General features: G+C 43.5%; 24 protein-coding genes, 1 tRNA gene and 2 pseudogenes. 14 read left to right on the plus strand and 13 right to left on the minus strand.

Annotation, left to right across the window (positions count from 1 at the left end):
• Positions 1 to 5: 5 nt before the first annotated feature.
• The 4 genes from EQY75_RS00885 to EQY75_RS00900 form a co-directional block, all read right to left on the minus strand.
• The gene (locus EQY75_RS00885) at positions 6 to 185 is read right to left on the minus strand and encodes a CcoQ/FixQ family Cbb3-type cytochrome c oxidase assembly chaperone (protein ID WP_129602018.1); all 180 of its coding nucleotides are present in this window, start codon (positions 183 to 185) and stop codon (positions 6 to 8) included.
• 3 nt (positions 186 to 188) lie between these two features.
• The gene (gene ccoN / locus EQY75_RS00890) at positions 189 to 2390 is read right to left on the minus strand and encodes a cytochrome-c oxidase, cbb3-type subunit I (RefSeq protein ID WP_129602020.1); all 2202 of its coding nucleotides are present in this window, start codon (positions 2388 to 2390) and stop codon (positions 189 to 191) included.
• Between the two features lie 2 nt (positions 2391 to 2392).
• On the minus strand, positions 2393 to 2611 hold the full coding sequence (gene ccoS / locus EQY75_RS00895) for a cbb3-type cytochrome oxidase assembly protein CcoS (protein ID WP_129602022.1): 219 nt from the start codon (positions 2609 to 2611) through the stop codon (positions 2393 to 2395).
• Positions 2612 to 2680: 69 nt separating this feature from the next.
• Positions 2681 to 5056, minus strand: coding sequence for a heavy metal translocating P-type ATPase (locus tag EQY75_RS00900; RefSeq protein WP_129602024.1), 2376 nt, complete (start codon positions 5054 to 5056; stop codon positions 2681 to 2683).
• Between the two features lie 179 nt (positions 5057 to 5235).
• Between EQY75_RS00900 and EQY75_RS00905 the strand changes: the two genes are divergently transcribed.
• Positions 5236 to 5925, plus strand: coding sequence for a Crp/Fnr family transcriptional regulator (locus tag EQY75_RS00905; RefSeq protein ID WP_246019933.1), 690 nt, complete (start codon positions 5236 to 5238; stop codon positions 5923 to 5925).
• 146 nt (positions 5926 to 6071) lie between these two features.
• Entirely contained in the window at positions 6072 to 6974 is a 903-nt protein-coding gene (locus tag EQY75_RS00910; RefSeq protein WP_129602026.1) for a universal stress protein, read from the plus strand.
• 1 nt (position 6975) lies between these two features.
• Here EQY75_RS00910 and EQY75_RS00915 read toward each other — a convergent pair whose 3' ends face one another.
• Together EQY75_RS00915 and EQY75_RS00920 are read right to left on the minus strand one after the other, a co-directional pair.
• Positions 6976 to 7194 (minus strand): hypothetical protein, encoded by a 219-nt coding sequence (locus EQY75_RS00915; RefSeq protein ID WP_129602028.1) that lies wholly within the window; start codon positions 7192 to 7194, stop codon positions 6976 to 6978.
• Between the two features lie 75 nt (positions 7195 to 7269).
• Positions 7270 to 8469 carry a hypothetical protein gene (locus EQY75_RS00920; RefSeq protein WP_129602030.1) on the minus strand — a complete coding sequence of 400 codons (1200 nt, stop codon included), beginning with the start codon at positions 8467 to 8469 and terminating at the stop codon, positions 7270 to 7272.
• A gap of 544 nt (positions 8470 to 9013) precedes the next feature.
• On the opposite strand from EQY75_RS00920, the gene EQY75_RS00925 reads away from it, so the two are divergent.
• Positions 9014 to 10171, plus strand: a complete 1158-nt coding sequence (locus EQY75_RS00925) for a homogentisate 1,2-dioxygenase (RefSeq protein ID WP_129602032.1) — start codon at positions 9014 to 9016, stop codon at positions 10169 to 10171.
• On the opposite strand, the gene hutG is transcribed toward EQY75_RS00925, so the two are convergent.
• Genes hutG through hutH form a run of 4 tightly spaced genes read right to left on the minus strand, consistent with a single transcriptional unit; the run spans position 10163 to position 16015 of the window.
• A complete protein-coding gene (gene hutG, locus EQY75_RS00930) occupies positions 10163 to 11134 on the minus strand; it encodes a formimidoylglutamase (RefSeq protein ID WP_129602034.1) in 972 nt (323 codons plus the stop codon). The two genes, EQY75_RS00925 and hutG, sit on opposite strands and share 9 nt — an antisense overlap.
• A gap of 19 nt (positions 11135 to 11153) precedes the next feature.
• Entirely contained in the window at positions 11154 to 13181 is a 2028-nt protein-coding gene (locus EQY75_RS00935) for a urocanate hydratase (protein ID WP_129602036.1), read from the minus strand.
• The gene (gene hutI / locus EQY75_RS00940; protein WP_129602038.1) at positions 13178 to 14434 is read right to left on the minus strand and encodes an imidazolonepropionase; all 1257 of its coding nucleotides are present in this window, start codon (positions 14432 to 14434) and stop codon (positions 13178 to 13180) included. Before hutI ends, EQY75_RS00935 begins: the two co-directional genes overlap by 4 nt.
• Before the next feature lie 3 nt (positions 14435 to 14437).
• On the minus strand, positions 14438 to 16015 hold the full coding sequence (hutH, locus tag EQY75_RS00945) for a histidine ammonia-lyase (RefSeq protein ID WP_129602040.1): 1578 nt from the start codon (positions 16013 to 16015) through the stop codon (positions 14438 to 14440).
• A gap of 114 nt (positions 16016 to 16129) precedes the next feature.
• Here hutH and EQY75_RS00950 point away from each other — a divergent pair, with 114 nt between their 5' ends.
• Positions 16130 to 16684, plus strand: coding sequence for a nitroreductase family protein (locus EQY75_RS00950; protein WP_129602042.1), 555 nt, complete (start codon positions 16130 to 16132; stop codon positions 16682 to 16684).
• A gap of 10 nt (positions 16685 to 16694) precedes the next feature.
• On the opposite strand, the gene EQY75_RS00955 is transcribed toward EQY75_RS00950, so the two are convergent.
• The gene (locus EQY75_RS00955) at positions 16695 to 17213 is read right to left on the minus strand and encodes a DUF456 domain-containing protein (RefSeq protein WP_129602044.1); all 519 of its coding nucleotides are present in this window, start codon (positions 17211 to 17213) and stop codon (positions 16695 to 16697) included.
• Positions 17214 to 17322: 109 nt separating this feature from the next.
• On the opposite strand from EQY75_RS00955, the gene EQY75_RS00960 reads away from it, so the two are divergent.
• From EQY75_RS00960 to EQY75_RS00995, 9 genes and pseudogenes are all read left to right on the plus strand, one after another.
• A complete protein-coding gene (locus EQY75_RS00960) occupies positions 17323 to 17799 on the plus strand; it encodes a hypothetical protein (RefSeq protein WP_129602046.1) in 477 nt (158 codons plus the stop codon).
• Between the two features lie 5 nt (positions 17800 to 17804).
• A complete protein-coding gene (ruvC, locus tag EQY75_RS00965) occupies positions 17805 to 18356 on the plus strand; it encodes a crossover junction endodeoxyribonuclease RuvC (RefSeq protein WP_129602048.1) in 552 nt (183 codons plus the stop codon).
• A gap of 3 nt (positions 18357 to 18359) precedes the next feature.
• Positions 18360 to 18581 (plus strand): annotated as a pseudogene (locus EQY75_RS14545) (hypothetical protein); the annotation flags it as partial.
• Between the two features lie 42 nt (positions 18582 to 18623).
• Entirely contained in the window at positions 18624 to 19109 is a 486-nt protein-coding gene (locus EQY75_RS14135) for a hypothetical protein (RefSeq protein ID WP_246019935.1), read from the plus strand.
• Positions 19109 to 20250: pseudogene (gene hemW / locus EQY75_RS00975) on the plus strand (radical SAM family heme chaperone HemW). The gene EQY75_RS14135 and the pseudogene hemW overlap by 1 nt, the downstream one beginning before the upstream one ends.
• Before the next feature lie 20 nt (positions 20251 to 20270).
• Positions 20271 to 21017: a cyclase family protein gene (locus EQY75_RS00980; RefSeq protein WP_129602052.1), complete on the plus strand. Its 747-nt coding sequence runs from the start codon at positions 20271 to 20273 to the stop codon at positions 21015 to 21017.
• Between the two features lie 59 nt (positions 21018 to 21076).
• Complete coding sequence (locus EQY75_RS00985) at positions 21077 to 21706, plus strand: DUF4230 domain-containing protein (protein WP_129602054.1); 630 nt, start codon at positions 21077 to 21079, stop codon at positions 21704 to 21706.
• 12 nt (positions 21707 to 21718) lie between these two features.
• Entirely contained in the window at positions 21719 to 22120 is a 402-nt protein-coding gene (locus tag EQY75_RS00990; RefSeq protein ID WP_129602055.1) for a Dabb family protein, read from the plus strand.
• A gap of 16 nt (positions 22121 to 22136) precedes the next feature.
• Complete coding sequence (locus EQY75_RS00995; RefSeq protein WP_129602057.1) at positions 22137 to 22493, plus strand: MmcQ/YjbR family DNA-binding protein; 357 nt, start codon at positions 22137 to 22139, stop codon at positions 22491 to 22493.
• A 1-nt stretch (position 22494) separates the two neighbouring features.
• On the opposite strand, the gene EQY75_RS01000 is transcribed toward EQY75_RS00995, so the two are convergent.
• Both EQY75_RS01000 and EQY75_RS01005 read right to left on the minus strand, forming a co-directional pair.
• Complete coding sequence (locus EQY75_RS01000) at positions 22495 to 23595, minus strand: DUF4407 domain-containing protein (RefSeq protein WP_129602059.1); 1101 nt, start codon at positions 23593 to 23595, stop codon at positions 22495 to 22497.
• Between the two features lie 90 nt (positions 23596 to 23685).
• Positions 23686 to 25074: a dipeptidase gene (locus EQY75_RS01005; protein ID WP_129602061.1), complete on the minus strand. Its 1389-nt coding sequence runs from the start codon at positions 25072 to 25074 to the stop codon at positions 23686 to 23688.
• A gap of 203 nt (positions 25075 to 25277) precedes the next feature.
• Here EQY75_RS01005 and EQY75_RS01010 point away from each other — a divergent pair.
• Positions 25278 to 25359: transfer RNA gene (locus tag EQY75_RS01010), tRNA-Leu, on the plus strand.
• The last annotated feature ends 125 nt before the right edge of the window (positions 25360 to 25484 follow it).

The following is a 25484-nucleotide window of genomic DNA, read 5'->3' on the forward strand; positions in this document are numbered from 1 at the left end:
AGGAATTATTTTGGTTGATTATCTTCTAGAGGTATTTCACTTACTTCTTTGATATGCTCTTTTGAGGCGGTAAACACCCACCAAAATAAAAGCGAAAAGAATACAAAAAAGATGAGTAATGAGATCATGGGATAGGTGGCTATCCCTTCGATACTCTCCATGTGGTTTTTTACAAATTTTAGCATGATCTATTTATTTTCTGATAACAGTTGATCTGTTTCTTTTACTTTGATATCGGTTCCAAGTCGCTGCAAATAAGCGATAAGCGCTATAATTTCACGATCTTTCATTTCAACAAATTCCTGCCCGTTCGAAAGGGCCCTGGCTTTGTCTTCTTCATAGGCCTTCGCAAAATCTGGATCTGTGTACAGATTTTTCTCAATCTGCGCTGCTTGTTCTTCCATTGAGAGCCCGGCATTGTCAATGTCTTCTTCGGAATAGGGAACCCCGAGCGAAACCATAGCCCTCATTTTGTCCTGAGTGGCAGAACGGTCGTGTTTATCTCTTACCAGCCACTGATAGGCAGGCATAATTGAACCCGCAGACATACTTTGAGGATCATACATATGATTCAAATGCCAGCTGTCTGAATACTTGCCGCCAACACGCAGCAGGTCGGGTCCTGTACGTTTACTGCCCCAGAGGAAGGGATGGTCGTAGACAAATTCTCCGGCCTTGGCGTATTCCCCATATCGTTCCACTTCACTTCTAAAGGGACGTACCATCTGGGAATGGCAGCCTACACATCCTTCGCGGATATACAAATCACGTCCTTCCAATTCCAATGGAGTATAGGGTTTGACGCTTGTAATCGTAGGGATATTTGATTTTACAAGGATGGTTGGAACAATCTGAATTACACCCCCAATAAGAATGGCTACAGTAGCCAGGATGGTTAGTTGGATGGGCTTTCTTTCCAACCAGGTATGATAGGTTTCTCCAAGTGTGCGTTTGGAGGAAACCCTGGTTAGGGCAGGAGCTTCTGCTTGCTCATCTGTTACGGCGCTTCCTGAGCGGACCGTCACCACAATGTTATACAGCATTACGATAAAGCCAACAATGTAGAGTGAGCCTCCGATAGCACGCATCCAGTACATCGGCATGATCTCGTTAACCGTTTCCAGAAAGTTTCCGTAAACCAGGCTACCATCAGGGTTAAAGTCTTTCCACATCAGCGCCTGAGTAAATCCGGCCACGTACATGGGAAGAGCGTATAATATAATTCCTAATGTGCCTATCCAGAAATGGAAATTGGCCATTGGAGTGGAATGCAGTCTTGTTTTGAACATTTTGGGGACCAGCCAGTAAATCATACCAAAGGTGAGGAAGCCGTTCCATGCCAGGGCACCCACATGGACGTGGGCAATAATCCAGTCGCTGAAATGGGCTATGGCGTTCACATTCTTCAAGGAAAGCATTGGGCCCTCAAAGGTTGCCATTCCGTATCCGGTGATCGCTACAACCATAAATTTTAGGGTTGGATCTGTCCTGACTTTATCCCATGCCCCGCGAAGGGTAAGTAGCCCGTTGATCATTCCACCCCAAGATGGTGCAATCAGCATTACAGAAAATGCAACACCAAGGTTTTGAGCCCAGTCGGGAAGGGAGGAATACAACAAATGATGTGGTCCGGCCCAGATGTATATAAAGATCAGCGACCAGAAATGCACAATGGATAAACGATAGGAATATACGGGTCTGTTAGCGGCCTTGGGAACAAAGTAATACATCAGGCCTAAGAAAGGGGTGGTGAGGAAGAAAGCTACCGCATTATGGCCGTACCACCACTGCACCAGAGCATCTTGTACACCTGCATAGACCGAATAGCTTTTCAGGGCACTTATGGGCAATTCCAGGCTATTAAAGATGTGTAAAACAGCTACAGTAACGAAGGTGGCGAGATAAAACCAGATAGCGACGTATAAATGTCGTTGCCTCCTTTTGATCATTGTACCAATCAGGTTCCAGCCAAAAGCTACCCAGATCACGGCTATAGCCAGATCTATGGGCCATTCGAGTTCGGCGTATTCCTTGGAGGTTGTATACCCCAGAGGAAGGGTGATTGCCGCGGCCACAATGATGGCCTGCCATCCCCAGAAATTGAGCTTGCTTAGAAAGTCACTAAACATCCTCGCTTTAAGGAGCCGTTGAGTGGAATAGTAGACCCCGGCGAAAATGGCATTCCCGACAAAGGCAAAAATTACCGCATTGGTGTGCAGGGGTCGCAAGCGACCAAAACTAAGCCAGGAGATGCCGTCTGTGACATTTGGGAAAAGGAACATAAAGGCGAGTAAAAGGCCTACAAGCATCCCAATGATTCCCCAGAAAAGAGTGGCATAGATAAATTTCTTTACGATCTGGTTGTCGTAACTAAATTGCTGTACTTCCATAATTAAATTTGTTTGCTTTTTGTACTGGTTTTTTTGGATATTGGAAGGGTTTGATCTGAAGTGTTTTTATCGGGCCTGATCAATTCATCTTCGAAAAGCATTCGGACTGATGGGGTATAGGAATCCTCATACTGTCCGCTCTTGACGGAATGGATAAAGGCGACAAAAAAAATGATAGCTACCACTATACTAATGGTCAGCAAAACATAAATTACACTCATACCTACCTGAATTCTGACGCAAAACTAAGTTTGCACTGATCCCCAAAAAATGACATATGTCAGGTTCTTTTATTTAATTCTTCTTCCTAACCAGTTTGTTGCTATGGTGGTGAATGCCACTATACTTATTGAACTGAGCGGCATCAGGATGGCAGCAATTACCGGTTGCAACTGGCCGGTCACTGCAAAATAGAGTCCAATGAGGTTGTAGGCCAGAGACAAAACAAAACTCAGTCTGATGATTCCCATGGCCTTTTTAGAGGCATTTATGTAAGAGCTAAGGTTTGTAAAAGCAGTAGCGTCCAGAATACCGTCGCAGGCCGGAGAGAATACATTAATGTCTTCGGCGAGTGCAATTCCAACATCACTTTGTGCCAGAGCACCGGCGTCATTGAGGCCATCACCAACCATCATCACCCGTTTTCCTGAATCCTGTAACTCTTTCACGAAATAGAGCTTGTCTTTTGGATTCTGATCAAAGTACATAGGTGTTAAACCGGGGAGCAGGGTTTGCAGCCGATTTCTTTCCCCGTCATGGTCTCCTGATAAGACGGCCAAATCGATCTGCTTTCTCAAATCCGACATCAAATCAGTAATGCCATTGCGATACTGACTTTGGAGTACAAATCGGCCTCTGTAATTGGAATTGGTACTGATGTGGACTTCAGCTTTACTAGGAGAAGTCTGATTACAATTATCGACGAAGGTTGAAGATCCGATTTTAATAGTATTATCTCCTTTGCTTCCAAAAAGGCCAAGGCCAATGTATTCCTCGTATTGGTCCAGACTTAAAATATTATGTTCTTTTAATAAGCTGTAAAGCGATCTGCTCAAAGGGTGGTTAGACGCTCTCAGAGTGCTCTTCATCAACGATTTTTCCTCTTTTGTGAGCTTACTGCCTTCATAGAAAATCTCGTCGTGTTTTCGGGTTGTCAGGGTTCCTGTTTTATCAAAAATGGCGGTGTCGATTTTCGCCAACTTCTCAATGACCGAAACATCTTTGAGGTAGAATTTTTTCTTTCCGAAAATCCTCAGCATGTTACCCAGGGTAAAAGGGGCCGCAAGGGCAATAGCGCAGGGGCAAGCGATGATGAGTACGGCTGTAAATACATTCCATACTTTCCCTGGTTCTGTGAATACCCAGTAAAGGGCCGATACAATTGCAATGGAGAGAACGGCAATCGTAAAACGCTTTCCGATACTATCGGTGAGGGATTTAAATTTACTGTCTGAACTTTCACCAAAAACGTTATGACTCCATAGCTGAGTGAGATAGCTTTGCGAGACTTTCTTTTGAGCCGTCATTTCAATCGGCCCTCCGAGTTGTTTCCCTCCTGCAAAAACTTTTTCTCCTGCATCTACATGTACAGGCCTGGCCTCACCGGTTACAAAACTGTAGTCTATCTCTGCTGGTCCGGTTTCCAGAATACCATCTACCGGAATAAGCTCACCATGGCGTATGAGTAGTCTGTCGCCTTTTTTCAAATCGTTTACCCGGACTGATTCCTCCCTTCCATTATTAAATATACGGGTAATAGCAACCGGGAAATAGGACTTGTAATCTCTTTCAAAAGAGAGGAAGGAGTAAGTGCGTTGTTGAAAATACTTACCTAAGAGTAAAAAGAAAATGAGGCCGCTAAGACTGTCAAAAAACCCACTGCCCCAATCGAATATAATCTCGAGGGTACTGCGGATAAATAAGACGAGTATTCCCAGGGCGATAGGGACATCTATATTGAGAAAATTACTTTTGATGCCTTTGTAGGCTGATAGTAAGTAATCCCTTCCGGCGTAAAATACCACCGGTAGGGAAAAGGCGAACATCAACCATCGGAAGAGCATTTTGTACTGTTCCAGCCAGTATTCACCCACCTCAAAATATTCGGGAAAGGAAAGGAACATGATATTGCCAAAGCCAAACCCCGCAACGCCCAATTGATAGATGATTTTTTTGCCGTCCTTATTCTTTTTGACTTCAGAATCTGCGAGGGATATATTGGGCTCATACCCAATCTTTGCTAATAGTTCCACAATTTCTTTCAGGGAAATAGTTTTGTCCCTGAAGGATATTCTGAGGGTCTTTTTTGGAAAATCGACCTGAGACTGGACGATCCCAGGCGCTAACTTGCCGAGGTTTTCAAGAACCCAGATACAGGAGCTACAATGGATGGTAGGGATAAACAGACTAATTATCTGATGTTTCCCATCATTGAACTCTAATAATTGCTCTGCAATCTCAGAATTCTCCAGGTAATCGTATTTACCGGGTGAAAGTTTCGGGGTACTTCCTGCTGCCGACTGCAGATCATAGTAATATTTTAGATCGTTCGAATCAAATATCTCATAAACGGTCTTGCATCCGTTGCAACAAAAAGTTTTATCCTGATACAACACGGTAGCCTCATCACAGGGATCCCCACAATGAAAACATGATTTGTTATCCATACACTTGTCAAATACCTGGGGTCAAAGATGCAAACTGGGTGGAAGATAAAATATGACATTAGTCAGCTAATAGCATAAAAGGGCTTAAACCGCTTGGTGAAACCGGAAGTAAAAATCAAAAATGTGCTATGGTAGCCTTCATAAATTGTCTTACCTTAGAGGTAACAAATACCCTCCACATGAAAAGCAGATGTGAGAACTGTATTATCAGACAATTTAACACCTTGCGGGCTATGAGCAAGGAGGAATTAAAGCGTGTGTCCGATACCAAGACTTCCAAAACGATCAAGAAAGGTCAGGCCATTTTTGAGGAAGGGGAAAAACTGAATGGAGTTTTTTGTGTTCGCGAAGGAGTATCTAAGCTATCCAAACTTAGCGCAAATGGGAAAGACCAGATCGTGAAACTCGCCAGCAAAGGAGAGGTCATGGGTCAGAGATCCGTAATTGCCGAAGAAACTACAAATTTGAGTGCCGTTGCTGTTAGTGATATGGAGGTTTGTTTTATTCCAAAAGAAGGAATAGTTGAAGCCTTACATAAGAATCCGAATTTTACCGTTGAGGTTTTGCGTCATATGGCCCATGATTTACGCGAAGCGGATGATGTGATTGTAAATATGTCTCAAAAGACAGTCAAGCAGCGCATTGCTGAAGCCTTTCTATATCTCAGGGATAATTTCGGAACAGATGCCGAAGGCTACCTCAAGGTCACCTTATCCAGGGAAGATATAGCCAATGTGGTTGGAACCGCAACCGAATCCTGTATCAGGATCATTTCTGAATTCAAGAAAAAAAAATACATCAAGACTTCCGGAAAAAAGATCGGGATCGAGGATGAGAAAAAGCTTCGAGACCTTGTTGATGGCTTTTAAAAAAGACCCTTTTATTCCCGTATCTGCTTTTTTTAGGACTACTATTTCGCTGCCCATCTTCCGCAACCTCCTTTAAACCTGACAAAAGTCATTGTTTCGGCCAAAGGTCATATCTACATTTACCCCTGTTACTGTAGATAATCCTTATGAAGCAAGTCCTATTACCCACAGATTTTTCAGAAAATTCATGGAATGCTATTACCTATGTCCTTGAATTATTGAAGGAAGACGAATGTACATTTCATTTGTTGAATACATATACCCCGGTAATACCTAACAACAGGTTTATGGCTTCCAGTTTTCAGGGAAGTGTCTTGGAAGAAGGAAGTAGGGAAAATTCAAAAAACGGCTTAAATAACATCATTAATCGAATAGAAAAGTCCCATAAGAATAAAAATCATTCATTTAAAATCAAATCGTCCTTTAATATCCTTGTGGAAGAGATCAGAACTATGATCGAAGAGGAGGAAATCGATCTTATTGTAACCGGTACAAAAGGGGCTTCCGGTATTGACGAAGTTTTTCTGGGAAGCAATACTGTTCGGATAATCAAAGCAGTGAAAGAGTGTCCTGTCCTAACCATTCCCAGAAATTTTAAATTTGTTAGGCCCCAGGAAGTAGTATTTGCAACTGATTTTAAGAGGTACTACAGCAAATCAGAATTGGCACCTTTAATAGAGTTAACCAAAAGTTTTAAAGCAACTATCCGAATAGTTTACGTGCAAAACGAAATTAAGGCTTTGTCTGAAGTTCAGCAGTTTAACCTCAATATGCTGAGAAAGTATTTTAAAGGGATAGATCATTATGTCCATACCGTTTCAGAATTAAATTCTGTTTCCAAAACTTTGGAGGTTTTTGCCGATGAGTTGGATATACATCTACTGGCTATGCTGAATTATCAGCACAGTTATATGGAACGAATGACAAGGGAGCCTGTAGTAAAGTGTATGGCTTTCCACACCCAGGTACCTCTTTTGGTAATTCCCGAATTAGGGATGAATGGCCCTAAACGATCAAGTGAAGAAACAAGATTTCAACTCGCTAAGTAATTTACTCCTCAACGGGGTAATCCTCGTAGAAATCTTTGAAGGTTTTAGTTGTAGTGTAATTATCAGTCAACACCTTATAGACCATATATACTATCATAATTTGCCCAAGTACGGTGATGTAGAACACCCAATTAAAGGGAAAATTCATAGCTGCCATGATAGTCACGGTGAAAAGGGTCAGGGTGGTGGCCGCCACCCAGAACATTGCGGAATCTTTCATAGTATTTTTTTGTAAAAATACCGGATATTCAAGAGACAGGTTGTTAAGAAATTGGCAAAATCCGTTGACCTTGAATTAGTTGATACCTGAATTTGTCCAGAACTTAGACTCCTCAGGGATATCTTTATCTCTCCCCAGGTCAAAAGGATTAAACTCGTTTTTGACAAAAAGATACCATGCGCTTGAAGAAATTGTAGGCGTGATATCCGTATGGTCCCAAAGTTCGTTTGCCCCAAAATTAGTTCCAAAATTAGTGGTGTAAGGAAGTCCGGCAGTGGAGGAATTTGATGTACTGGGAATAAAGGCCTCCTCCAGGTTCAGTAAAACGTTTTGAGCATTTCCCTCTTGATCAGCCTTTTTGAAGGCCATTGCCATTTGTGCAGTTCCTTCTAACCAAACAACATCTTTATCATCATCAAAACAATAACCACTGATCAATTTCTCATTGGAAGTTGAATTTTGAGAATTGTAGAATCGATTTGCTTTGGTCAACACTTCCTCAGGAAAATCTTCAAGAATCATGTAGCCTAAAGAATAGAGATCTAAGGCGTGATTATAGGCCGGGTTTTGAGTATCAGTAATAAGGACTTTATCATTAACATCCCATCTCTGCTCCCCTAAGAACATTAAAATTTTTCTGTGAAAATCGTCAAAACCCGGTACTGCGTTAAAGGCAGTAATGTTTCCTTCAGTTACTTTTGGGATTAAGGTTCCATCTTCGTTGATTCCTCCCTTTAATCCGCCGTCTTCTTCTTGCAGGGAACGCAACCAGGATTCCAATTCATAGGCCAGATTTTCATATCGGTTAGATTGGGATTTATCGTGATAGTGATTTACGGCCAGAAGTAACCAGGCGTTATCCCCCATCCATATTCTTGAGCCTTGCTCACCTGAAGTATCTCGAAACTGGAAAAAGCCGCCGCTATTCGCATAGAATTCGGTCTCTAATTTATTGTCGAAATAATCGAGAATACGTTCAGCACCTAAAAGGTCTCCTTCGGCGATAAAGGTCAGCGCAGCAAGTGCGTTATCGTAGAGGGAAACAAAGTCGGTATATTCTGCACTTTCTACGAGTCCGTTAGAGCCTTGCATATGCCCCAACCATTCGTATACCATTTCCGGACTTGGGGGAACATCATTGGCTTTCGGTTCCTCCTTAGGGATTTCTACCAGCAATATCTCAGGTTCGGGCTGTTCATAGATGGTGGTTACATCCTCCATACATGAAACCAGGGTAAAAGAAAGAGCCCATAGTATTGTATTCTTAGTCTTCATCTGTAGGTTAAGTTTAGTGATCAGAACCGCAGCTCAAATCTTTAGTTAAATAACAGTAAAGAGCTGTGAACCATACCCGTTCCCGACCAACCGACCGACTTACTCGACCAATTTTTACAGTTTGTACCACTCATCCCGAAATTGTGTTTATCATCTGTTTCCTACATTTTAACCAAAAGGAGCTTTTTTGCATTTCATCGATGATTTATTGGATTTATGTGCCTTAGAGACAAAGAGTTGCCGTTATTTTATCGAAATAAACGGTTATTAATCCTCTGCCAAAGAGCAATTAAGTGAGTTCATTTAGGGTTGATATCAAAAAGCTTTGTTATCTTTGGACCGTTGTGTTGGACTTCATTAATTTGAAGTCGGTGTTGTACTCTAAGAAGTTAGGTACAGCCAATGAAAGGCTTTCCAAGTTGGGAGGCTTTTTTCTTTTTAAGCATCCCCCAATATCTTTTTATTCTCCGATATCTTTCAAATCGGAATTTTTAAGTCCCTTTTTATTATCGTATTTTTATAGCTGATTTAAAGCTAATTTCCCATGCCACTATATCATACTTTAGGAAAGATTCCACACAAAAGACACACGGTCTTTAAAAAACCTGACGGTAGTCTGTATTACGAGCAATTGTTTGGGACAATAGGTTTTGACGGAATGTCTTCATTGATGTACCACGTGCACAGGCCAACACAGGTGAAGGAGATCGGGAAATCCCTGGATATTAGTCCGAAAGCAGCGGTGCAATATCACGTGCAATCGCGTTTGCTGAAGGGACTCGAATTAGCTGCTGAAGATGATTATCTGATCAGCAGAAAAGTTATCCTCTTTAACGGCGATGTACATGTGGGGCTGGCTGCGCCAAGGAAATCCATGACCGGGTATTTTTACAAGAATGCAGACGCAGATGAATTACTTTTTATCCATAAAGGCTCAGGAAGCCTAAAAACCATGTTGGGGGAGATCCCATTTGGATATGGAGATTATATTTTGATACCCAGGGGGATGATTTATCAGATCCATTTTGAAACCGAGGACAACAGATTGTTGATCACAGAATCATACCATCCGATTTACACCCCGAAACGATATCGCAACTGGTTTGGACAACACCTGGAGCATTCGCCATTTTGCGAGCGTGATTTCAGGTTGCCTGAAAATCTGAAAACGCATGACGAAAAAGGAGAATTCCTGATCAAGGTAAAGAAACAAGGCCATTTACACCATCTGGTCTATGCCACACATCCTTTTGACGTTGTTGGCTGGGACGGATACAATTATCCTTATGCCTTTTCCATACACGATTTTGAACCCATAACCGGAAGGGTCCACCAGCCGCCACCGGTGCATCAGACATTTGAGACAAATGCTTTTGTGGTTTGTTCCTTCTGTCCAAGGTTGTACGATTATCATCCTGAAGCCATCCCTGCACCATACAATCACTCCAATATCGATTCCGATGAGGTACTTTACTATGTGGATGGCGATTTTATGAGCAGGAAAGGAATCGACAAGGGCTATATTTCACTGCATCCGGCAGGTATCCCACACGGGCCGCATCCTGGAACTTATGAGGCTAGTATCGGGAAGAAAGGCACGGAGGAATTGGCCGTTATGATCGATACTTTCAAACCTTTACAACTCACACAGGAAGCCTTAAACCTCGATGACGGTAAATACTTTAAATCCTGGCTAGAGTAGGGCGAGGTTGTGTATGGCGTAGTAAATCATCCCTGCAGCTAATTTTGCCGTTTGTTGGTCCTGGTCGTAAAGCGGATTTGTTTCTGCCACATCCAGACCGACTAATTTCCTTGAATCGATAATGGTTTTAAGGCTGGAGAAAACTAGCTCCGGTTTAAAACCTACAGGAGAAGAAGCGCTCACTCCCGGAGAATAGGCCGAGGAAAATCCGTCCATATCTATAGTAACATAAACCTTGTCTACCCTTGATATAAAATCGACTATCGTCTTTTTTACTGCAGTAACATTAGAAATGGAAAACTCCGGTAGCTCTACGTATTTTACTCCGAATCGACTTGCAGTTTCGAATAATTCAGGGGGATTCGCTTCTTTTCTGATCCCAAGGCAGAGGTAATCAAAGGGCTCGCCTTCTGCGGAACATTCGTTTGCGATTTGATAAAAGGGACTTCCGGAATGATTCCCTCGTTCATTGCTTCTGAGATCAAAATGGGCATCAAAATTGATGATCCCGAGTCGGTTTCCCTTTTCCATGCCACTTTTAATTCCCCTGAAGTGACCATAGGCAATATCGTGACCTCCTCCAAGGAGTAGGGGCGTAGCTCCCTGTTTAATAAGTTTAGTGGTCATATTTGCCAAAAGGTCTTGACTGCTTTCCAGATCCCCTTCAGGACAATGAACATTACCCGCGTCTATCAATTGAACATCTTCCGGAAGGTGGTTGGCCATCTTACCCAGCTCTGTGCGGATTGCATAGGGTCCTTTGACGGCACCGGGTCTGCCAGAATTTCGTTTTACCCCTTCATCACAGGCATAACCTAAAAGGGCATATGCTCGGTTTTCATATTGAAAAATATCCCCTTTATCAAGGTCTTTCAAAAGAACTTTTTCGTGAAGATATTCCCGTTTTCCAGAGATGCGGCCGCTCCATTGTGATTTGTCAGGCTTGGTGTAAAATTTTCCCATGCTTTTAGGACTAATACTCTTAAAAGAGGTTGTCAATAGTTTTATCTTCTACAATGTTGGGTAGAGTGATATCTAAGTCGGGTGTGCGATTCATCTCTCTTTTGATAGCAAAAATAGCCTCAGAATTTCTGGCCCAGCTCCTTCTCGCGATTCCGTTGTTTACATCATAAAACAACATATTCTTGATTCTTTTGGCGCTCTGATCACTGCCGTCGAGGAGCATTCCAAATCCCCCGTTGATCACTTCTCCCCACCCTACTCCGCCGCCATTATGAATAGAAACCCAGCTAGCCCCACGGAAACTGTCTCCAATCACATTGTGTATCGCCATATCGGCTGTAAATCTGCTACCGTCATAAATGTTACTGGTTTCCCGGAATGGAGAATCGGTGCCACTGACATCGTGATGATCCCTGCCCAGGACCACCGGTGCTGAGATTTGGCCCTTTTTGATGGCTTCGTTGAATGCGAGAGCGATGGCTGCCCTTCCTTCAGCATCGGCGTATAAAATCCTTGCCTGCGAACCGACGACCAGCTTGTTTTTTTCAGCTTGTTCAATCCACACTATATTATCCTGCATCTGTTGCTTGATCTCATCCGGAGCCTCTTCCATAATTTTTTGTAGTACTTGCAGGGCTATGGCATCGGTCTTTCGCAGGTCTTTGGGGTTCCCGGACGTACACACCCACCGGAACGGCCCGAATCCATAGTCGAAACACAAGGGCCCCAGGATATCCTGCACGTAAGAAGGGTATCGGAAATCGATATTATTTTCGGCCATCACCCTTGCCCCGGCCTTGGAAGCTTCGAGGAGAAAGGCATTGCCATAATCAAAGAAATAAGTCCCTTTTTTAGCATGGGCGTTGATCAGTGATACTTGCTTTCTCAGGGATTCCTGAACTTTTAATTTAAACTGTTCGGGATTTTCTACCATAAGGGCATTCGCCTCTTCAAAAGACATGCCTGCAGGATAATACCCTCCGGCCCATGGGTTGTGAAGTGAAGTTTGGTCAGACCCCAGGCTTACAAAAATATTTTCTTCCAGGAAGCGCTCCCAGACGTCAACCACATTCCCAATAAATGCCAGGGAAACAACTTCAGAATCCTCTATGGCTCTCCTGGTTCTATCTACCAATGCAGGCAGAGTATCGTAAATTTCATCTACCCAGCCTTGCTGATGTCTCTTATTGGCTGCTGCGGGGTTGACCTCTGCACAAACCGTTATACATTGTGCTATATTTCCAGCTTTGGGCTGAGCCCCGCTCATTCCCCCCAGACCTGAAGTTAAAAATACTTTTCCATTCGGGGTATCCCCTTTGCGAAGCACTTTTCGGAAGGCGTTCATCACCGTGATTGTGGTACCGTGAACAATTCCCTGTGGCCCTATGTACATGTATGAACCCGCAGTCATCTGGCCGTATTGGGTAACGCCCAGGGCGTTGAACCGTTCCCAATCATCGGGTTTAGAGTAATTGGGAATCATCATCCCATTGGTAATGACCACTCTGGGAGCATCTTTTGAGGAGGGAAAAAGGCCCATCGGATGACCGGAATACATGTGCAGCGTTTGCTGTTCCGTCATTTTGGCCAGGTATTTCATGGTGAGCAGATATTGTGCCCAATTCTGAAATACGGCACCATTGCCTCCATAGGTGATCAATTCATCAGGATGTTGAGCTACAGCCGGATCCAGGTTATTCTGGATCATTAGCATGATGGCCGCTGCCTCAGTTGTCCTTGCCGGATAGTCAGAAATAGGTCTGGCATACATCCGGTATTTCGGTTTAAATCGGAACATATAGATACGCCCGTAGAGCAAAAGCTCCTCTGCAAATTCCTTTGCCAGTTGCTGATGCCAGGCCTCGGGAAAGTAGCGGAGCGCATTCCTCACAGCAAGACGTTTTTCATCAACGGTCAGGATTTGCTTTCGCATAGGGGCATGACTGATATCATCACTTAGTTGAGCTTTAGGGGGTAAAGTATCGGGAATACCTTGCAGTATTGCTGTTTTAAACGAATCTATTTCGGAAGATACTGTTGCCTTCATTGTTCTGTATTATTATAAACGATGCTTCCGCTCTTAATGGTGTAACAGGGTTTGAGGCTCCCTTGGCGGTATAAAATTTCTCTGTGGTCCGGCGTGGGAAATAGGACTATATCGGCTAGCATACCAGCAACAAGTCGGCCCCTGTCCTTAAGTCCGAGTGCCGCTGCAGCTCTATAAGTAAGTCCTGCGAAAACCTCTGCAGTTGTTAATTTTTGGAAGGTACCAAGGATAGCTGCCTGGGTCAGGAGTTGACCCATTGGTGCTGAGCCCGGGTTGTAATCACTAGCAATGGCCACCGAAGCTCCGGTATCCAGCAAGGCACGAACAGGTGCATAAGCACAACCCAGACCCAAACTCGCTCCGGGAAGGGCTACCGCAATTACATCGCTCTTGGCCAGGGCCTCAATTTCTTTTTCTGTACTTGCCTCGAGATGATCGGCACTTACAGCATTACATTCAATAGCCACACTACTTCCTCCCGTAGAAAACTGATCTGCGTGAAGGGTAATATCAAACCCAAGATCAATTGCCTTTTTTAGATATGGGAGTATCTCAGACCTTGAAAATGCCCCTTCTTCAATAAAAGCATCTACCCTGTTGGCAAGATCTTCCTTCTTTATTGCAGGTAAAAGTTCCCGACTTAAAAAATTGAGGTAATCCGCCTTTGTACCCTCAAAGTCTTTTGGAAAGATATGGGCAGCAAGACAAGTACTGACCAGATCGATGGGAACTGAAGACCTTGCTTTGTCTATCGCCCTGAGCATTTTGAGTTCATCCTTAAGATTGAGTCCGTATCCACTTTTTACTTCCAGAGTAGTGACCCCTTGATTGAGATGTTCGCTGGTCCTCTTGACCACGCCTAGTCGCAGTACTTTTTCTGATGCTTGCCTTGTTTTGGTTACTGTATCCCATATGCCCCCGCCTTTTTCGGCAATCTCCAAATAGGAACTTCCTGCATTTCGCAGGGCGTAATCCCCGGCTCTTGATCCACTGAAACAGATATGAGTATGGCAGTCAATAAATCCAGGTAGGGCTGTGAGTTCTCCTCTAAGTATTGTAATATCTGCACCCAGTTCTTCGGCCTTCTGCAGGAGTTTATCGTGGTCGTCAACGGCAAGAATGACCCCATCTTCTGTCAGTATGCCCTGCTGTTTTAATACCTGTAGGGAGGAATCCTTGAGGGCTCCCTTCAGGGGGAGCTCCGCCATTGGTAAGAGTTCCGATACAGGACCTAGATAGGTGTAATGCGCCATGACTTAGTAAACTTCAAATTCTTTGGAAAAGGGGGTTTTCAACGAATATCCCTTTTTATTACTGATTGCTTTAACCACCGAGATAATGGTTCGCTCTTTTAATAACTGAATACCTTCTTCAATATCGTCAGCAAAAACCCTGTCCTTAGAGGCAAAAGGCACTTTCTTTCTAACTTCCTTATGCACCATTTCCAATATTGCTCCGGACCTCAGGGGCTTTCTGAACTCAAAGGCCTGAGCGGCCGTAAGCAATTCTATCGCCAGTATCTTTTCTACATTTTCGATCACCTGAAGGGCTTTCCTCCCAGAGATGGAACCCATACTCACGTGATCTTCCTGCCCTAGTGAAGTGGGGATACTGTCGGCGCTAGCCGGAAAACACAAAACTTTATTCTCGCTGGCAAGTGCTGCTGAGGTGTACTGCAGGATCATATAGCCCGAATTAATTCCGGTTTCCTTCATCAGCAATTTTGGGATGCCCGGGCTGTTCCCCTCAAGGGCGAGGTAGACCCTGCGATCAGAAATATTTCCCAGTTCTGAGGCTGCGAGGCAGGCGTAATCCAGAACCATGGCAAGAGGTTGTCCGTGAAAATTACCACCGCTTATGGTAAGATCTTTGTCTATTATAACGGGGTTGTCGGTAACCGAGTTCAGTTCCACCTCCAATAATTCTTTTAGATGCAACCATGTATTTCTCGAGGCCCCGTGAACTTGCGGGATACACCTGAGAGAATACGGGTCCTGTACCCGTTCACAATCGATATGATCCTCCATGATCTCAGATCCTTCAAGAAGGGATTTTACGCGTCTGGCAACATGCTGGGTTCCTTTGAAGGGGCGCAGGGAATGAAGTTCATTGTAAAAGGGTTTGATGGAACCCTGTAGGCCTTCTATCATCATTGCACCAATGATGTCGGCATGTGTCAGGCAGTTATAAAAGATGTCCAGGACCTTTACGGCGTGAGCAGCGATAAACTGAGTGCCGTTTATGAGTGCAAGGCCCTCCTTAGGACCTAATTCAAGGGGCGTCTTTGCTGTTCTTTTAAATAATTCGGCACCTGTAATCAGCTCGCCTTTATAATCCACTTTACCCAGGCCAAGCAAGGGCAGGAATAGATGCGACAAGGGGGCGAGATCCCCTGATGCGCCCACCGAACCTTGGGAAGGTACAAGAGGAATGGCTTCTTCTTCGAGGTGCCAGATCAATCTTTTTAAGGTACGCTCTGAAATTCCTGAATATCCCTTGGATAAAGAATGGATCTTTAGTACCAGCATGAGTTTGGCCAGTTCAATATCAATTGGTTCTCCAACTCCAACGCTATGGCTTTGCAATATATTTTTTTGTAAGATCTGTGTTTCCTCCCTTGAAATACTCGTAGTACAGAGGGGTCCGAAACCCGTATTGATACCATAGACCGGATTTCCCTTATCCACGATTTTCTGTACCACCTCATGGCTCTCCTTAATCTTTTGCCAGCTGCGCTCACTGACAACTCCTCTGGTTTCTCCCCTAGCCAGGGAAATGGCCAATCCGGCGGTGAGATGATCCTCCCCATATTGAAAAGATGCTCCTTTCTCCACTGCGTTATATTATTTGATTACCCTAAATGTATTCATTAAGTTTGAGATGAACCAGAAAATGAACACGACACTGAAGTCGGATCTGGCTTAACAAATAGAAATTTTAGAATTGTTATGATCTTTGACCTTATAAAGAACCGGAGGGCAATATTTCCGGCACAATACAACGATAAACCTATTGCGAAGGAGGAAATTGAAAAAATTCTGGAGGCGGCAAATTGGGCACCCACACACCGTAAGACCGAGCCATGGCGGTTTAAAGTATTAACAGGGGCGTCTAAGGAAAGTCTTGGCTATTTTCTGGCGGAAAAATATCAGGAAACCAACCCCAAACCCAAACAACTTAAGTTTAGAAAAATACGTGATAAGCCAAAACAGTCTGCTGCTGTGATCGCTATCTGTATGCAGCGCGATCCTGAGGAACGTCTTCCCGAGTGGGAAGAAATAGCGGCGACGGCAATGGCAGTGCAAAATATGTGGCTTTGCTGTACTGAATTAAAGATCGGAGCGTATTGGAGTTCTCCTTCGCTAATCCAGTATATGGATGAATTTTTTCCTCTGGGCGAGGGGGAAAAATGCCTCGGTTTTTTCTATATGGGATATTATGACGAGGAGCCTGAACCGGGGATGAGAAGACCAGTGGATGAGAAGACTGTCTGGCTTAAATAAGTTCGTATTTCTAATCGTTAAAATACGGAAACAAGGCCGATCTGTATTCCCAGGCAGTTGAGATAAACAGACCAAAGAAAATTACAGTTACCACAAATTTCAGAAAAGTACCGGTCAAAAACCCGATAAAAGAGCCAAAGGCAGCTTTGAGAGCCGATTGTTGATCTGCCTTATTCAGTAATTCGCCCAGAAAGGCACCTATAAAGGGCCAGATGATGATCCCCAATATTCCCAAAACAGGAAATACAATGGCAATGACCAACCCTATGGTTGTTCCGATCATTCCTGCCCTGGTTCCTCCAAATTTCTTTGTTCCCATCGCAGGGATGATGTAATCCATCGCAAAAACGAGAAGGGCAATGAAAAGCGTAATACCGAGAAACCACCAGTCGTTAGGTACGGCTTTGGTGAGATAGAGTAAAAATAAACCCACCCAGCTAACGGGTGTTCCCGGTAATACAGGGAGGAAACTCCCCAATATACCCAAAAGCATCAGAACAAATCCCAAAAGAAGTAAGACGATATCCATGGTTAAATATATTCAATAAGACTAAGGTACTTCAGATTTGTTACAACTCTTTGCGGAATTCGGTTTGACTAAAAAAAAGCGTAATTTTCAACTTTGAATACGGTCTCCCATGAGGTTTTTATTATTGTTCTGTTGCCTGTTTCTTTTGCTTTCCTGTGATTGGCTGGCCTCGCCCGAATCCAAGACCCAAAAACTGGTGGAGGATGAGTTGCGGGGTCTCGACTGGAATGACGTAGACCAATATCCATTATTTGACGGCTGTGATGAAACAGTTTCGAAGTCTGAGCAGCGAAGTTGTTTTGAAAATACCTTGTTACAGAATCTCGCAATGCATATGGAAGATTTTGATTTTCGGGTAAAGAAGGATATCAGAACTACGGTTTACATTGATTTTTTAGTTGAAAAATCTGGGGAGATCAGGGTTGTGGAGATGGATAACGATGAAGAATTATTGGAACAACTTCCTGAGTTCAGGGAGATTATTATCAAGAGTCTCAGGAGTTTACCCAAACCTGCACCCGCATTAAAAAGAGGGGTGCCGGTAAGGAGCCGCTTCAGGTTGCCATTAGAACTAACGACAAATTAAGAAATGTGAGTAAGGAAAAGATCATTTTGGGCATTGACCCCGGAACCACGATAATGGGTTTTGGGATTATCAAAGTGCAGGGAAGCACCATGTCTTTTGTACAGATGAATGAACTTATGCTTAAAAAGTACGATGATCCTTTTACCAAACTCAAAATGATTTACGATCGCACCATAGAATTGATCGATACCTATCACCCTGACGAGATCGCCATAGAAGCTCCTTTTTTTGGCAAGAACGTGCAATCTATGCTCAAGCTGGGCAGGGCTCAGGGCGTGGCTATGGCCGCGGGCTTGAGCAGGCAGATCCCCATAACGGAGTATTTCCCCAAAAAGATCAAAATGGCGATTACAGGCAATGGAAATGCCAGTAAAGAGCAGGTAGCCAAAATGTTACAAAGCATCCTGAAGTTACAATCGCTCCCAAAAAACCTAGACAGTACTGATGGGTTGGCAGCGGCTGTTTGCCATTTTTATAATCAGGGTAAAGTGGAAACCGGCAAAGGTTACACCGGATGGGCCTCCTTTGTAAAACAGAATGAGGACCGAGTAAAATAAGTAATGAACGAGGAATCTCCTAATAGCTGTAAGAATTGCGGATATGTCTCGAAAGGATATTTTTGCCCTAGATGTGGACAACGTGTTGGCATCCATAAGATTACATTCAGGGAAACCTTAGATGATCTTGCAGATAATTTGCTTTCTGTCAATGCGCCCCTTCTAATAACAATCAGAGATTTGATCTTAAGACCGGGAATCCTGTTGCGGTCATATCTGGCTGGCAAACGAAAGACGTATTACAGACCTGTTTCATTTTTTATCTTAATGACAGTAATTTACATAGTCATTCGTTCTTTAATAGGTTTCGATCCATTCAGGAATAGTATGATCGTTGTGGAGGAAGGGGGAATGGACACCTCCTTACTTACCGAAGCAAGGAACTATATGTTGATGAATATCAACAACTTCCTCTTTACTTTTGTCTTTACCCTCGCTCTTTTTATGAAATTATTCTTTTACAAGTGGTATTCTCTTGCAGAATTCCTGGTGGTCTCATTTTATCTACTGGGTATTTACACTTTGATAGTTACCTGCAATATGTTTGTAGTGCAATGGTTTGGAGATCAATTGCAGCCCATGGGCATATTGATCATGTTGTCGTATTTTCTTTACTCGATGATTTCCTTATTTCAAAGAAGGTATTTCTTAGTGATCCTAAAATCGCTCATACTTTTTGTATTTGCTTTCATGACTTATGCAATGTCTTCTTACGGCTTATCTTACTTAATTGTTTCATTTAAACAAGGCTAATGGCCGGAATCTACCTACATATTCCATTTTGTAAACAGGCCTGCCATTATTGTGATTTTCACTTTTCCACTACGCTGAAAAAGAAAGATGAGATGCTCAGTGCGTTGCAAAAAGAAATAATCCTGCGAAAGGGAGTTTACGATGAAGAGGCTTTGGCCACTATTTATTTCGGAGGCGGAACACCCTCTGTACTTAGTACGGAGGAGATAGACATGCTTATACAAACCGTTCTGGATCATTATTCGGTGGAAGAGGGTGCAGAAATTACGCTCGAAGCCAACCCGGATGATTTAACCCCCGAAAAGTTGTTGGCTTTGTCAAAATCTAAGGTAAACCGATTGAGCATCGGGGTGCAATCCTTTTTTGAAGAAGATCTCAAATTTATGAACCGGGCACATAACGCTGAGCAAGCCTTAGATTCCATCAGCAGGGCGACGAAATTATTCGAAAACATATCCATAGACCTCATCTACGGTATTCCTGATTCGGGGATCAAAAAGTGGAAACAGAATTTGGAGACTGCACTCTCATTTAATATCCCCATATTTCGAGTTATGCTCTTACTGTTGAACCCGGCACCGCTTTACACAGGTTTATCGCAAAAGGAATTGTACCTGAAGTCGATGACGAGATGGCCGAAGAACAATTTCAAGAGTTAATCTCAACTTTGGAAAAAGCGGGTTTTGTCCACTATGAATTTTCCAATTTTGGCAAGCCGGGGTATTTCTCAAGGAACAATCTCGCCTATTGGCAGGGGGAGACCTACCTGGGGATCGGCCCATCAGCACATTCTTTCAACGGAACACAGAGGTCCTGGAATATTTCAAACAATCCCTTGTACATCAAAGCCTTAAGAGAATCGAGCTTGCCCGAAGAAATAGAAACGCTCACACAGCGAGATCGGTATAACGAATACATTATGACGGGATTGCGAACAATGTGGGGCGTATCCCTGGAGAAGGTAAGGAAAGAATTCGGCTCACATTTTGAAGAGTATTTACTAAAGCAAGCTGAGGCACACCTGGCGGATCGCTATCTCTTTTTGGATGGTGATACTTTGTTGGTGACCAGGCAAGGAAAGTTCCTCACTGATGGTCTGGCTGCCAATTTATTTATGCTACCTTTAGAAAAGAAGAACTAAGTTTTGTATTATTCCCAGACATGATAGCTTCTTTTAAACTTGGCAACAAATCATTTAAAGCAGATCTCTCCAAACCTCTGGATATCTCAATTCCACTTCGTCATGGGGAGCAAAATGTTTCTGCATGGTACGTAAACCCCCCGCGAATTGAACCACACAGGGAAGGAGATTTTGTAGGCAGTGTAGACCAGGGAGCCAGTATCAATTTTAATGACATTTACTTTAATCCACATGCACATGGTACGCATACCGAATGTCTGGGTCATATCACAGAGCAACGGCATTCTGTCAACCAGACGGTAGATCAATATTTTTTTCAGGCCCGACTCATTACAATTGCTCCTGAAAAAGTTGGGGACGACCTTGTGATTTCCCGAAAACAATTGCAGAAAAACCTAAGTGGGGAGGTTTCTGAAGCCCTTGTTATAAGAACCCTGCCAAATACCAGAGATAAGGTTTCCCGTCAGTACTCCCATACCAATCCACCATACTTCACAGAAGAAGCCATTATATTTTTGGTGAATCAAGGAATAATGCATCTATTGGTAGACCTTCCCTCGATTGACAAGGAAAAGGACGAAGGGGAATTGTTGGGCCATCGGGCATTCTGGGGCTTAGGCCAAAAACTCAGACCAGGGGCCACAATAACCGAATTTATATACGTCTCACATAAGATCAAGGACGGCTCCTATTTGCTTGAGCTTCAAATGGCCCCTTTTGAGAATGATGCCAGTCCCAGCCGGCCTGTACTTTACCAAATCTTCTAGGCCTATCTTATGTGTTTGCCATTCCTTACCTTTAACCCTGTTATACAATTGAATCGATTATGGATGGCATTTTAGAAGTTGTACTCGGCCTGATTCTGGGTGCGATTATGATGTATTGGATTTACTCCATGTTCAGGCGTAAAAGGAGCAGGGAGACCACCGAACATCAATCTACTGTACTCCTGGATAGGATCAAAAGCGTTTGTAAACTGATTTCAGTAGAAGGCGATTTTGCAGAAATCTACAAATACGAAAATACGAGGGAGCGATTTTTAAGTTTGGTAAGCAGTAAAAAGAAAGCATTGATTGTTATTAATGCCAAAGCCCATATCGGCTATGATCTGAAGCAGATCATACTCAAGGCCGATACCCCGAATAAAAAGATCACCCTGGAAAATTTTCCGGAACCACAGATCCTTTCTATCGAGCCTAAACTGGAATTTTACGATATAAAGAACGGGCTGTTTAACGCATTTACACCTAATGATTTGACGGCTCTGAATCAGGAGGCAGTGCAGCATATCAGGGAAAAGATCCCGCAAAGCGGATTGATGGATACGGCCAGGCGAGAAGCCCTTGAAGCTATTTTACTGATCAGTAAATTGGTAGAAACGATCGGCTGGAAGCTCGACTACTCAGCTTTGGAACTAGAGGAAAATGAACGCAAAGCCCTCGAAAGTGGAAATTAAAAACTCCGTAATATGAAAAGAATAGTATTTCTGGTTCTGGCTTCATTATTAGTTCTTTCCTGTAATGGCCAGAATGAATCAACCGATACTTTTGATGCCGCATTTGTGCATTCGGTTTACATATGGCTAAAAAATCCCGAGAGTACTAAAGACCGGGCTGCATTTGAGGCTTCCATGGAAACCTTTATGAAGAACTCGCTTTACGCCAAGACCAAATTTCTGGGGACCCCACCAAAAGCCAGCAGGGAAATCGTTGATGATTCCTACACCTATAATTTGATCGTCACTTTTGCATCAGCTGAGGATCAGGACAAATATCAAAAGGAGGAGGCCCATCTCAAGTTTATAGAAGAATCAGAACATCTGTGGAAAAAGGTTCTGATCTATGATGCGATAGGACCCAAGGAAGAATAATGCAGAGAGCAAAGGGATGAATGTTGAGGAATTAAGAGCGTATTGTCTGGCTAAAAAGGGAGTCACAGAAGAATTTCCCTTTGATGAGGTAACGCTTGTCTTTAAAGTTATGGGGAAGATGTTTGCCTTGGTTCCCTTAGAACGGCTACCCTCTCAGGTAAACCTCAAATGTGATCCCGAAAGATCGCTGGAATTACGTGAACAATACGACGGCGTGGTTACCCCGGCCTTTCACATGAGTAAAACCCATTGGAATACCTTGTTTTTTGAACAATTGCCCTCAACGCTACTTGCCAGTCTTACAGATCACTCCTACGAGCTGGTGATTGCCAATTTTACCAAAAAATTAAGGTCGGAATACGACTCACTTTAAGCTATAATCCTTTTACCTGCAATTCGTGAAAGGCATCTGCCTGAAGTCTCAGCAGCTCCTCTGCCTTTTGTTTTTTATGGGCATATACCCGTTCTTCTTCTTGTATTTCCCCGTAGATTTTCTCATTCAGAACTGCATCTGTCGCCATAATATGCTGCCGCTGCGATACTTTCTGAGTCACCCAGGCTTCAACCGTGCTTTCTTCTTCCTCGAGTTTAAAATCGTACGGCCCTTTTGGAGCCAGAAGTTTTACAACGATAGGAGCGGTTTCAATAGCGAGGAAAAGAAGGAAGATAAAAAAGGAAGGAAACCAGGCCAGTTCACCCAAGGCATTGATTCTGGCCATAAGTCCGTCGAACCCGTCAATAATAGGCTGAGAATTAACCACGGCTGTTTCGTATTCTGTATTCAGCTTGCTGATCTGGCCCTCTATAGCGGCGATTCTTTCCGCATTATCTGACTTCAGTTCACGCAGTTCGAGCAGAGCGGCGTCATGCTTCTCTCTTTTCTCTTTATACACAGGACCCTTTCCCAGTAACATAGTACCCGCTCTTCCTTCAGCTTCGGAAATATAGGTATCGTATAGGGCATTGGTCTCTGCTTCCTTAGAGGCAACTTCCTCTTTGAGCTGTACAATATCCTGTTCCAGGTCGGCGACAAGCGGACTGTATTGTAGGGCTATTTGTTCTTTGTTTGCCAGGGTGAGCTCATTTTTTTGTTCGAGTAAAACCTGGTCGATTTCTTTTTCGAAAATTTTCATCTCCAGGGGTTTGGAGATAACTACTGCAATAATCACAGCCAGCAGTAATCTTGGCGTTGCCTGGAGGAATTCACTTCTAAAACTATTCCGTTTCTTAATTGTAGAAACGATAAAGCGATCCAGGTTGAAGATCAGCAGTCCCCAGACCAGGCCAAATCCAAGGGCGGTGTAGACATTGTCAAAAACCGTGTAAAGGGCATATCCGGCGGCCAGAAAAGCCATTACTGCCGTAAAAAATACGGTAGCACCTATACCGGCGTATTTGTTGCGTTCGCCTTGCGAACAAGTTTCAAGAATAGAGGCGTCTGCCCCCGAGCAGAGGATAAAAAAGCGTTGTATCATAACAGTGTTCTCAATTGATTGATAGACTATTAGAACGCAACCCTAATGTTTTTGTTACATAAAAGGAATGATAATTTTAAAAAAGCGCAATTATTTTGACATTTCGGTAAAATACTGATAGAAATAAGGAATGGTTTCGATTCCTTTGAGGTAGTTTTCGACTCCAAAATGTTCGTTGGGTGAATGTATGGCATCGCTGTCTAAGCCAAAGCCCATTAGAATGGTTTTACTTCCCAGTTCCTGTTCAAATAAAGCTACGATCGGGATGCTTCCCCCGCTTCTTTGAGGGATGGGTTTTTTACCAAATGTCTTTTCATAGGCTTTCTCAGCTGCCCTGTAACCGATAAAATCGATGGGTGTTACATAGCCTTGTCCACCGTGGTGGGGTGTCACTTTTACCGTCACTCCTTTGGGAGCGATGTTTTTAAAATGTGTAGAAAAAAGAGTTGTGATTTCTTTCCAATCCTGGTGGGGGACCAATCGCATCGAAATTTTCGCATAGGCTTTACTGGCAATAACGGTCTTGGCACCTTCGCCGGTGTAGCCACCCCAGATACCGTTGACATCAAGGGTTGGCCTGATGGAATTACGCTCATTAGTGGTATATCCTTTTTCACCGTAAACGGATTCGATCCCAATTTCGTCCTGATAAGCTTTAAGATCAAAGGGGGCTTCTGCCATGGCAGCGCGTTCTTCCTTTGTGAGCTCTTCTACTTTGTCGTAAAAGCCGGGGATGGTGATATGGTTGTTTTCGTCGTGCAGGGATGCAATCATTTTGGCCAGTACATTGATAGGGTTGGCTACTGCCCCTCCGTACAAGCCTGAATGCAGGTCCCTGTTAGGTCCGGTTACTTCAACTTCAACATAACTCAGTCCTCTAAGTCCGGTAGTGATCGAAGGAACGTCTTTAGCGATCATGCCGGTGTCTGATATAAGGATGATATCGTTAGCCAGTTTTTTCTTGTTTTCTTTTACAAAGGTGACCAGGCTATTGCTGCCCACTTCTTCTTCTCCCTCAATCATAAATTTCACATTACAGGGCAGAGAATTGTTTTCAACCATATACTCCAGTGCCTTTACGTGCATATACATCTGTCCTTTGTCGTCACAAGCTCCCCTTGCATAGATGGCCCCTTCAGGATGGAGGGCGGTCTTTTTTATCACTGGCTCAAAAGGAGGGGAAGTCCATAGATTGAGGGGGTCAGGAGGTTGAACGTCATAATGGCCGTACACCAGTACGGTTGGGAGAGCGGGGTCTGTCATCCTTTCCCCGTATACGATAGGATATCCCTCTGTCTCGCAGATTTCAGTATGTGTACAACCTGCATTTTGCAAAGCGTTTTGCACGGTTTCAGCCATATGAAGTACGTCATGGGAAAAAGCTGAATCAGCACTTATGGAAGGAATTTTTAATATTTCTATGAGTTCGTTGAGGATACGTTCTTTGTTATTTTCAATATAGGCTTTGGGCTCTGTCATCGATTCATTTTTGGTAGGCTTTAAAAATACGAAATCCGCTCGTATATTTTTGGAGATGAATCATTTTAAAGTTGAAAAATTGAATTATATTTGCAGCCCTGTTAGAAGCAGGAAATGCAGGCGTGGTGGTCCCGATAGCTATCGGGAGGTAGGCACGCTAGACTTAATAGAATTTTTATTACAAGTCGATTGAATTTATTGATGCAGGCGTGGTGGAATTGGTAGACACGCTAGACTTAGGATCTAGTGCCGAAAGGTGTGAGAGTTCGAGTCTCTCCGCCTGTACAATTAGAGAAGCTCTTCCGAAAGGAAGGGCTTTTTTTTGGCCTTGTTATTAGAATAAGGAGAGACGAGAAGTTTATCCCGCCGCTGGCGGGAAGTCTCTCCGCCTGTACAATTAGAGAAGCTCT

Source organism: Muriicola soli, from assembly GCF_004139715.1.
In the GTDB taxonomy this organism is placed as follows: Bacteria; Bacteroidota; Bacteroidia; order Flavobacteriales; family Flavobacteriaceae; genus Muriicola; species Muriicola soli.